General features: G+C 67.5%; 9 protein-coding genes and 2 pseudogenes. 5 read left to right on the plus strand and 6 right to left on the minus strand.

Annotation, left to right across the window (positions count from 1 at the left end; translation table 11 throughout):
* Window positions 1-38: 38 nt before the first annotated feature.
* Window positions 39-2,018 carry a YgcG family protein gene (locus A5704_RS17020; RefSeq protein WP_067785066.1) on the plus strand — a complete coding sequence of 660 codons (1,980 nt, stop codon included), beginning with the start codon at window positions 39-41 and terminating at the stop codon, window positions 2,016-2,018.
* Window positions 2,019-2,041: 23 nt separating this feature from the next.
* Here the strand turns inward: A5704_RS17020 and A5704_RS17025 are convergent, their stop codons facing one another.
* The 3 genes from A5704_RS17025 to A5704_RS17035 form a co-directional block, all read right to left on the minus strand.
* Entirely contained in the window at window positions 2,042-2,290 is a 249-nt protein-coding gene (locus A5704_RS17025; protein ID WP_067748427.1) for a hypothetical protein, read from the minus strand.
* Window positions 2,291-2,668: 378 nt separating this feature from the next.
* Window positions 2,669-3,868 (minus strand): PPE family protein, encoded by a 1,200-nt coding sequence (locus tag A5704_RS17030; protein WP_067748425.1) that lies wholly within the window; start codon window positions 3,866-3,868, stop codon window positions 2,669-2,671.
* A 215-nt stretch (window positions 3,869-4,083) separates the two neighbouring features.
* Window positions 4,084-5,481, minus strand: coding sequence for a glycine--tRNA ligase (locus tag A5704_RS17035; protein WP_067748561.1), 1,398 nt, complete (start codon window positions 5,479-5,481; stop codon window positions 4,084-4,086).
* Between the two features lie 192 nt (window positions 5,482-5,673).
* On the opposite strand from A5704_RS17035, the gene A5704_RS17040 reads away from it, so the two are divergent.
* From A5704_RS17040 to A5704_RS17050, 3 genes are all read left to right on the plus strand, one after another.
* Complete coding sequence (locus A5704_RS17040; RefSeq protein ID WP_067748423.1) at window positions 5,674-6,081, plus strand: helix-turn-helix transcriptional regulator; 408 nt, start codon at window positions 5,674-5,676, stop codon at window positions 6,079-6,081.
* Entirely contained in the window at window positions 6,078-6,470 is a 393-nt protein-coding gene (locus tag A5704_RS17045) for a Fur family transcriptional regulator (RefSeq protein WP_082950230.1), read from the plus strand. Before A5704_RS17040 ends, A5704_RS17045 begins: the two co-directional genes overlap by 4 nt.
* A 139-nt stretch (window positions 6,471-6,609) precedes the next feature.
* Entirely contained in the window at window positions 6,610-7,611 is a 1,002-nt protein-coding gene (locus A5704_RS17050) for an alpha/beta fold hydrolase (protein WP_067890101.1), read from the plus strand.
* Between the two features lie 4 nt (window positions 7,612-7,615).
* Here A5704_RS17050 and A5704_RS17055 read toward each other — a convergent pair whose 3' ends face one another.
* The 3 genes and pseudogenes from A5704_RS17055 to A5704_RS17065 form a co-directional block, all read right to left on the minus strand.
* Complete coding sequence (locus tag A5704_RS17055) at window positions 7,616-8,044, minus strand: hypothetical protein (protein WP_067890070.1); 429 nt, start codon at window positions 8,042-8,044, stop codon at window positions 7,616-7,618.
* 35 nt (window positions 8,045-8,079) lie between these two features.
* Window positions 8,080-8,973, minus strand: coding sequence for a decaprenyl diphosphate synthase (locus A5704_RS17060; protein ID WP_067890072.1), 894 nt, complete (start codon window positions 8,971-8,973; stop codon window positions 8,080-8,082).
* Window positions 8,966-9,502: pseudogene (locus tag A5704_RS17065) on the minus strand (DNA repair protein RecO); the annotation flags it as partial. The pseudogene A5704_RS17065 and the gene A5704_RS17060, both read right to left, overlap by 8 nt.
* Window positions 9,503-9,528: 26 nt before the next feature.
* Between A5704_RS17065 and A5704_RS27795 the strand changes: the two are divergent.
* Window positions 9,529-9,709 (plus strand): annotated as a pseudogene (locus A5704_RS27795) (DNA repair protein RecO); the annotation flags it as partial.

Consider the following 9,709-nt stretch of genomic DNA (forward strand, 5'->3'; position numbering starts at 1 on the left):
GCTATTTGCCGGCATTGTCGCGAGGCTAAATTGGCGTCATGCGCACTGCTCGCCTGCTTGGCGTGATCGCGACGATCCTGGCGATCGGTCTGGGCGGCGGCCTGCTCGTGGCCCCCGCCGCCGACGCGCAACCGCCCTTCCGGCTGGCGGGCTATGTCACCGACAACGCGGGAGCCCTCTCGGACTCCGGGCGCGCCGCGGTCACGTCGGCGGTGGGCAGGCTCTACGCGGATCGCCACATCCGGCTGTGGGTGGTCTACGTCGACGACTTCTCCGGCCAGAGCGCGGTGAGCTGGGCACAGGACACGATGCGCGCCAGCGATTTAAGCAACTATGACGCCCTGCTGGCCGTCGCCACCACCGGCCGCGCGTACGCGTTCCTGGTGCCATCCACGGTCAAGAGCGTCAACGCACGCCAGGTCGACGACTTGCGGCACAACAAGATCGAACCCGCCCTGCACAACGGCGACTGGAGCGGTGCGGCGGTCGCGGCGGCGAACGGGCTCAACGTGTCGCCGGGCTCGTCGGGCCGGGTGGCCCTGCTGGTCACGCTGGCCGTCATTCTCGTCGCGCTGGCGGCCCTGCTGTTGGTCATGCGGTACCGCGGTCGTCGGCGGCGTGCGGCCGAATTGGCCGCCGCCCGGCGGGTCGACCCCACCGACGTCGATGCGCTGGCCTCCGTGCCGCTGCAGGCCCTCGACGACCTGTCACGCGCGCTGGTGGTGGAGGTCGACAACGCCGTTCGGACCAGCGCGAACGAACTCGACCTGGCGATCACCGAATTCGGCGCGGACCGGACCCGGCCGTTCACCGAGGCGGTGGACAACGCCAAAGCCACGCTGTCCCAAGCTTTCTCGGTCCGGCAGCAGCTCGACGACAGCGTGCCCGAGACGCCCGCGCAGCGCCGAGAGCTGCTCACCCGGGTAGTCGTGGCGGCAGCGCGCGCCGACCGCGAATTGGAGTCGCAGACCGAGGCCTTCGAGAACCTGCGCGACCTGGTGATCAACGCACCGTCGCGGCTCGACGCGCTCACCCAGCAGTACGTCGAGCTCACCGCCCGCATCGATCCCGCGGAACAGCGGCTGGCCGAGTTGCATGGCCAATTCGACGCTGCCGCACTGACTTCGGTGTCCGGCAACGCCACGGCGGCTAAGGAGCGGCTGGCATTCGCCGACCGCAACATCAGCACCGCCCGGGATTTGGCCGCCGAGGCCGTCGGCGGCCGGCAGGCCGGTTTGGTGGACGCCGTCCGCGCGGCCGAGTCCGCGCTCGGGCAGGCCCGGGCTCTACTCGACTCGGTGGACAACGCGGCCACCGACATTCAGCACGCCATCGATCGGCTGCCGTCGACGATGGCCGACATTCAGGAGGACATCAAGCGCGCCAACGAGTTACTGCACAAAGCGCAGCCCAACATGCCCGCACACACCGGCGACCTGATCGCGGCGCGCGATGCGGCCGCCCGGGCGGTCGACGTCGCGCGCGCCGGGGCATCCACCGACCCGCTGGGCGCGTTCGCCCAGTTGGCCAGGGCGGATGCCGACCTCAACGGGCTGCTGGTCACCCTGGCCCGGGAGCAGGCCGCCGCGGAGCAGCTCAACCGCTCCTTGGAGCAGGCGCTGTTCACCGCCGAGTCCCGGGTGCGGGCGGTCTCCGACTACATCGACACCCGCCGCGGCAGCGTCGGCCCCGAGGCCCGCACCCGGCTCGCCGAAGGTCAACGGCACCTACAGGCCGCGCGGGACAAGCGGGCGACCAGCCCAACCGACGCGATCTCCCACGCCAACGCGGCGTCGACGCTGGCCGCCCAGGCCCAGGCGTTGGCGAATGCCGACGTGCAATCGGCTCAGCGCGCCGTCACTCGTGGCGGGGGCGGCGACATGGGCGCGATGCTTGGCGGAATCATCATCGGCAATGTCCTCAGTGGAGGCATGCGGGGAGGGTTCGGCGGCTGGAGTCCGACGTCATTCGGCGGGTCGTCCGGCGGCGGCTTCATGGGTGGCGGCGGCCGATTCTGAACCGCTCGCGTGCCGCCAGAGGGTCAGCCGGCGGCCGGTGAATGCGGTATCACACCGCCGGTGCGCGGGATCTCGAAGTGGGGTTCCGTCTCGCCTTCCCACCGCTGCCAGTCGTTCCACTGATTGGTCTCCGCGATCACGGCCGGGGCCGGGGCGTCGGCCACCGTGTCGATGGCGTCGGCGCTCACATCCGGCTTCGGTGCCCAGTGGTCGTAGTCATCCGGCGGCACGGCCACGCCCCACTTGAGCGGAACCGACAGGCCACCGAGCATCCCCGACTCACCCCGAACCGCCGACACCGAGTCATCTGGTAGCGGCGGACCAAGAGGCAAAAGCATGTTGCCCCCTTCCACAGCCGTTGTCGGACGCTGTGGCCGAACCCAATAACACCAAGCAGGCACATCGTAAGCCAAACCTGGGGCAAATACCGGAAAAACGTGGATTTGCTTCTGCGCAGCGTACGCGCGGCTTGCGGGCCCAAGTCGTGGAGGGTGGACCGACGCGATAAATACCGCGCCGGCCGAACGCAAAACCCTTGCCAATTGGCGCGATTCACGACGACGGTGTCCCGCGCATTCGCTCCGAGCGCCGAGCCCATGGTGGCTAGCGACGCTAGCCTCTCCTGGCTCGCCCAGAGCGCGGAGCCAGCCCTAGCCGCCCTTCGTCCGCGGCACCACCTTGGGCCGCGACTGCACTACGTGTGGGTTCTCGCCGCCGCGGCGTCCCCTCTTGTCGGTCTTGTCGCCGTCCGCGCCCCGATCGTCGACCGCCATGGCCATGGCCGGCGCAGAACCCGAGGCCGCGGACGGCGCGGACGACGTTGTCCCGGTCGCGATCGGCGTCGGCAGTTGGGCGCCTAGGGCCGGCACGGCAAGGCTGGTCAAGACCGCCGGCACCGGCATCGACCCCTCCCAGGTCGGCGGGACGGTGATCGATCCCACGAACCGGGCGGTGCCCAACCCGGCGGTCGCAACGCCCAGCCCGCCGGCCGACTGCAGCCCTTGGACGCCGCCCGCGGCGGCGTGCGGCACTTCGGCGGCCACCGTGGTGACGCCGGCCGCCGCGGGTGCGACGGGTCCCGCGCTGTGAGCCAGCACCATCATCGGGGACATCAGCGCGCTCGCCGGGTACATCCCGATCGGCGCCAGCGCGGTCATCGTCGTCACCGGCATCGACGACAGCAACGACGTCACCGACGACAGGCCGGGGAAGAACGCCCCCAACACCGACTGCAGCTCGGACACGAATGCGGTGCCCAGCGACGAGAAGGCCCCGAAAGCCTGGGACGCGAAGCTCAGCGGCGCCGTCACCAAGCCACTCAGCAGCGTCGGCGGGATGCTGAACGTCGGCAACGTCGCCGCCACGGTCTGCGCCCCGATGTGATAGCCCACCATCGCGGCCACGTCCTGGGCCCACATCTCCATGTACTCGATCTCGGTCATCGCGATCGCCGGGGTGTTCTGGCCGAAGAAGTTCGTCGCGATCAGCATGAGCAATCGGATGCGGTTCGCCAGGACCTCCGGCGTGGGCACCGTCGCCATGAACGCCGCTTCGTACGCCGCCGCCGCCGCGGTCGCCTGGGCGGCCGCCATCTCGGCTTGCCCCGCCGCCGAGATCAGCCACTGCAGGTACGGCGTCGACGCCGCCAGCATCGCCGCCGACGACGGACCGGTCCAGGGACCGGAGGCCACTCCCGTCACTACCGACTCAAACGACGCCGCCGCGGCCGCCAGGTCAGCCGCCAATGATTCCCAGGCCGCGGCCGCCGTCAACAATGGGCCGGGTCCGGCGCCGCCATACATCAGGGCAGAGTTGATCTCGGGGGGGAAGAAAAGAAAAGCTGGAATCACGACATCCCCAACCCACCGACCGAGTCAACGGCACCCACTACACGCATACGAACCCGACACCACCCATGCCGACTAGACACGTGAGCAACATTCGCTTTATGAGCCTAAGCCAATCGGCTACCCAGAAGCGGCTTTTTATCAAACGTTTAATACCCCGGCGTGGCGAGCGCGCCGACTAACCGGACAAGTGTCCTGAGAACGCGAACAGCCGCCGGTCAGCAGCCCTTGAGCCGTGCGGCGAGATAGTCGGCCACGGCGTTCATCGGGACGCGATCCTGCGTCATGTCGTCGCGCTGGCGCACCGTGACGGCGTTGTCCTCGAGCGAATCGAAATCCACGGTCACGCAGAACGGCGTCCCCACCTCGTCCTGGCGCCGGTAGCGCCGCCCGATCGCGCCGGCGTCGTCGAAGTCGATGTTCCAGCATGCCCGCAATTCGGCGGCCAGATCACGGGCCTTCGGGCTCAGGTCGGCGTGTCGGGACAACGGCAGCACGGCGGCTTTGACCGGGGCCAGTCGGGGGTCCAACCGCAGCACCGTGCGCTTCTCCAGCACACCCTTGGCGTTGGGCGCTTCGTCCTCGGTGTAGGCGTCGATCAGAAACGCCATGAAGGACCGCGTCAGACCGGCGGCCGGTTCGATGACGTAGGGGGTGTAGCGGGTGTCGCTGACTTGGTCGTAGTAGGACAGGTCGGCACCGGAATGCTTTGCGTGGGTTGACAAGTCGAAATCGGTGCGGTTGGCGACGCCTTCCAGCTCGCCCCACGGGTTGCCGGCGAATCCGAACTTGTACTCGATGTCGACGGTGCGATCGGAGTAATGCGAAAGCTTCTCCGGGGGATGCTCGAACAGCCGCAGATTCTCCGGATCGATACCCAGATCGACATACCATTGCAGCCGGGTGTCGATCCAATACTGGTGCCATTCCTTCGCGGTGGAAGGCTCGACGAAGAACTCCATTTCCATTTGCTCGAACTCGCGCGTTCGGAAAATGAAGTTGCCCGGCGTGATCTCGTTGCGAAAACTCTTGCCGATCTGGCCGATGCCGAATGGCGGTTTCTTGCGCGCCGTGGTGACGATGTTGGCGAAATTGACGAAGATGCCCTGCGCGGTCTCCGGGCGCAGATAGTGCAGACCCTCCTCGGTCTCGATCGGCCCGAGGTGGGTCTTGAGCATCATGTTGAACTCGCGTGGCTCCGTCCACTGGCCCTTCGTGCCGCAATCCGGGCAGACGATCTCGGTCATCGGCACCGTGTCGGGGTCGTCGATCCCCTTTTTGGCCGCGTAGGCCTCCTGCATGTGGTCCTGGCGATGCCGGTGGTGGCAGTTCAGGCACTCGACCAACGGATCGTGAAAGACCTCGACGTGGCCGGACGCCACCCAGACCTGCCGCGGCAGGATGATCGACGAATCGATTCCCACTACGTCGTCGCGCCCGGTGACCACCGACCGCCACCACTGCCGTTTGATGTTTTCCTTGAGTTCCACGCCCAGCGGGCCGTAGTCCCACGCCGAGCGGGTGCCGCCGTAAATCTCGCCCGAGGGAAAGACGAAGCCGCGCCGTTTGGCCAGGTTGACTACGGTGTCGATGACGGACGCCACGGCGTGGTGCACTCCCTTTCCGGGTTTGATCGGGCACGCGCGGCGATCGACCGCCGCGCGCAGAGCATCAGTCATGGTAACGATCGGCGCCGGGGTCTTTGACATGCGTCATCATGCATGTGACAGTGGAGGTCGGCCGCCCGCGAGACCTCCCGGCGGATCCCGCCCACAACCTGGCACTTTCCGAGGTGATGACTCTCTCCCATGGCGATGTCCCCCTCTCCGCCTTCCCCGATGCCGACCACCGCGGGTGACCTGAGCGTGGTGGCCCACGAGCACGGCGGAACCGGGTCCGGCGCACTGGCCGACTACCCCGTGCCGCCGCCGCGGGAGATCCTCGACGCCGCCGGCGAGCTGCTGCGCGCGCTCGCCGCACCCGTGCGGATCGCCATCGTGCTGCAGCTGCGCGAATCCCACCGCTGCGTGCACGAGCTGGTCGACGCGCTCGGTGTGCCGCAGCCACTGGTGAGCCAGCACCTGAAGATTCTCAAGGCCGCCGGCGTCGTCACCGGCGAACGGTCCGGCCGCGAGGTGCTGTACCGGCTTGCCGACCACCACCTGGCGCACATCGTGGTGGACGCCGTCGCGCACGCGAGCGAGGACACGCTTTGACCGGCACGAGCGTGCGTTCGACCCGGCAGCGAGCGGCGATTTCGACGCTGATGGACACCCTCGACGACTTCCGCTCGGCGCAGGAGTTGCACGACGAGCTTCGCCGCCGCGGTGAGAACATTGGGCTGACCACCGTCTACCGGACGTTGCAATCCATGGCGGCGGCGGGAATGGTCGACACGCTGCGGACCGACACCGGTGAGTCGGTCTACCGCAGGTGTTCCGAGCATCACCATCACCACCTGGTGTGCCGCAGCTGTGGTTCCACCATCGAAGTCGGCGACCACGAGGTCGAGCAGTGGGCGGCGCAAATCGCCGCCAAGCACGGCTATTCCGACGTCAGCCACACCATCGAGATCTTCGGCACGTGTTCACAGTGCGGGTCGTAGGTTGACCCGGGCCGACCGACCGCGGCACGTCTGAAAAAAGTTCTGAAGAAAAAGTGTCCGACACGCGCCCGCCGCGTGCTCCTACCCGATGAGTGGCCCACGGGCCGAGCCAAGCAAGAACTCCAGGGAAGTGAGCACCATGCGGAACCACCCATCGCCCCATCTGCGGCCCGTGCGCGACGTCGAGGCTCCGTCACTGCAATTTCGCACCATCCATGGCCACCGGCGCGCCTTCCGGGTCGCCGGGTCGGGACCGGCCCTGCTGCTGATCCACGGCGTCGGCGACAAGTCCACGTCATGGGAGCCCGTACACGCCAAACTCGCGCAGCGGTTTACCGTGATCGCACCGGATCTGCTGGGACACGGGGAATCGGACAAACCACGCGCCGACTACTCCCTGGCGGCCTTCGCGAACGGCATGCGAGACCTGCTTGCCGCGCTTGACATCGATCGCGTCACCCTGGTCGGGCATTCGTTCGGTGGCGGTGTGGCAATGCAATTCGCCTATCAATACCCGGAGCTGGTCGAGCGCATCGTGCTGGTCAGCAGCGGTGGCGTGGCCCAGGAGGTAAGCATGGCCCTGCGGTTGGCGGCGATGCCGATGGGCAGCGAGGCCCTGGCCATGCTGCGCATTCCGGGCGTGATGCCGGCGATGCGACTGTTCGGGCGGGCCATGGCGACCGTGCTGGGCCCCACCAACCTCGGGCACGACATCGGCGACGTGGTGAATCTGCTCGAGGGCTTCCGGGACCCGCGCGCACTCTCGGCGTTCGCGCGCACGTTGCGATCCGTGGTGGACAGGCGCGGCCAATTCGTCACCATGCTGGACCGAAGCTATCTGGCGCAACCCATTCCGGTGCAAGTGATCTGGGGCGAGGACGATTTCGTGATCCCGGTAGACCATGCCCGGACAGCCCATGACGCGATACCCGGGTCACGCTTGGAGATCTTCGAAAACTCGGGGCACATGCCGTTCAAGGACGACCCGGATCGCTTCGTCGAGGTCGTCGAGCGGTTCGTCGACTCGACTCGACCGGCTCGGCACGATCGAGATCGCCTGGGCTCGTTGCTGCGGACCCGCGTCGGCGACAACGGCCGGGAATCGGTCACCGTCGCGCTGACCGAATCGGCGGTGTCCTAGGGCCCTAACCCGTCAACGTGCGACGTATCCCGGCGCCCGAATCCAGCACCAGCAGAACCAGAGTGCGCAGCGCGTGATCGCTCAGGCCGGCGCCGGGAAAGTTATAGCGCAGCATCACGTCGGCGCTTTTGGCAGCGCTCTTGCCCGAATTACGTTGCACGGCTTTATCGTTGATCTTCTCGACGAGCGTGACGCTGCCGAAGTTGCTCTCGCGGGCCTGTCTGGCTACCTGATCGCTGATCTTCTTGGTCAGCGGCAGATCCCAGGCCACGACCTGCGTCAACGACACCAGGTCGAGGTCGTCGGCGATGTTCACCACCCGTAACGAGGCGATGGTCCCCCCATGGCGCACGGTCAGGGCCCCGTCGGTTTCCTCCTCGACCGGAAGGACTTCGCCGAGCACCGTCGCCAGACGATCCTGCAGTGATGGCATCGGATCCTCTCCGTGAGGACCCGTTGCGGTCCCCACTACGCGCTTCCGAATCTTCGATTGCGAGAAGCGTATTCCTCGCAGGCAGCCCAGAGGTCGCGACGGTCGTAGTCGGGCCACAGTTTGTCCTGGAAGATGTACTCCGCATAGGCGGCCTGCCACAGCATGAAATTGCTGGACCGCTGCTCCCCCGAGCTTCGCAGGAAAAGATCGACGTCGGGGATGTCGGGTCGCTGCAGGTGCTGCGCCACCGTCGCCTCGGTGATGCGCTCGGGGTTCAGCCGGCCCGCGGCTGCCAAGCGGGCGATTTCTTTTGTGGCTTCGGCGATTTCGGCGCGGCCGCCGTAGTTGACACAGTAGTTGACGGTGATGACGTCGTTGTCCTTAGTCATCTCTTCCGCGATCGCCAATTCATTGATCACGCTGCGCCACAGGCGTGGGCGCGAACCCACCCAGCGGATCTTGACCCCTATGGTCTTGAGGTTCACCCGGCGCATGCGCACCACATCGCGGTTGAAGCCCATGAGGAAACGGACCTCCTCGGGTGAACGCTTCCAGTTCTCGGTGGAGAAGGCGTACAGGCTGAGCCACTTGATCCCCACTTCAATTGCGCCACAGACGATGTCAATGACGACCGCCTCGCCCGCCTTGTGGCCGTCGGTACGGGTAAGCCCGCGTTGGGTGGCCCAGCGGCCGTTGCCGTCCATCACGATCGCCACATGATTGGGCAGTCGGTCGGCCGGGATCCGGGGCGCCGCCGCTTTCGAGATGTGCTGTGGCGGCCGGCTCGGGCCACCGCCTGGGGCAGGCGGCAGCTCGGGAAATACCACCGGCCAGGTCGACCTTTCGGGGAAGACCGGATAGTCGTCGGGGGCGGGAGGCAGCTGCGGGAAGGCGGCGGACGCCGACTTCCGCTCGGCCTTGCTAGCCACAGTCCAAATCCTGCTCGATCAGCGCTGCTGCACGTCGTTCGGCGATGGTGCGGTCGACGTGATACGTCCGTTCCACCAGTGGCAACGTTTTGAGCTGCCGCTCCAGGTGCCATTGCAGGTGCGCGGCCACCAGCCCGCTGACGTAGCTGCGGTGCGATTGCGTGGCCTTTTCGGCGAACTCCCAATCGCCGTCGTGCAGCGCGGACATCAGGTCCAGCACGCCCGGCGGCGGTGTCGTCGAACCGGCCGGACGGCAGTGCGGGCACACGCTGCCCCCGGCGCCGACATGGAACGCCCGGTGCGGTCCCGGTGTGGCGCACCGCGCGCACTCGGTCAGCGCCGGCGCCCATCCGGCGATGCCCATGGCGCGCAGCAGGTAGGCGTCCAGCAGCAGGTCCCGGGACCGGCGGCCGTCGGCCACCGCCCGCAGCGCGCTCACCGTGAGCCGGTGCAGGGCCGGGGCGGGAGCCCGCTCCTCACCGGCGAGGCGTTCGGCGGTTTCCAGCATCGCGCACCCGCAGCAAATTCGGCGCACGCCTGGAGCCATTCGCACACATCGACGCGCAGCTGCATCCCGGCCGCAATCTCGACATCGTCACCCAGGTGGTTTCGATCGACGCGTTCGCCACCGACATCGTCAGCGATTACGGCCGCTACACCTGCGGGTGCGCGATGCTGGAAACCGCCGAACGCCTCGCCGGTGAGGAGCGGGCTCCCGCCCCGGCCCTGCACCGGC

The organism is Mycobacterium sp. E735 (assembly GCF_001666955.1).
Lineage (GTDB): Bacteria > Actinomycetota > Actinomycetes > Mycobacteriales > Mycobacteriaceae > Mycobacterium.

What these genes read in the sequence shown, in the direction of transcription:
- A5704_RS17020 (WP_067785066.1), top strand. Translation starts at nt 39, where the DNA reads ATGCGCACTGCTCGCCTGCTTGGCGTGATCGCGACGATCCTGGCGATC.
- A5704_RS17040 (WP_067748423.1), top strand. Translation starts at nt 5,674, where the DNA reads ATGGCGATGTCCCCCTCTCCGCCTTCCCCGATGCCGACCACCGCGGGT.
- A5704_RS17050 (WP_067890101.1), top strand. Translation starts at nt 6,610, where the DNA reads ATGCGGAACCACCCATCGCCCCATCTGCGGCCCGTGCGCGACGTCGAG.
- A5704_RS17055 (WP_067890070.1), bottom strand. Translation starts at nt 8,044, where the DNA reads ATGCCATCACTGCAGGATCGTCTGGCGACGGTGCTCGGCGAAGTCCTT.
- A5704_RS17025 (WP_067748427.1), bottom strand. Translation starts at nt 2,290, where the DNA reads ATGCTCGGTGGCCTGTCGGTTCCGCTCAAGTGGGGCGTGGCCGTGCCG.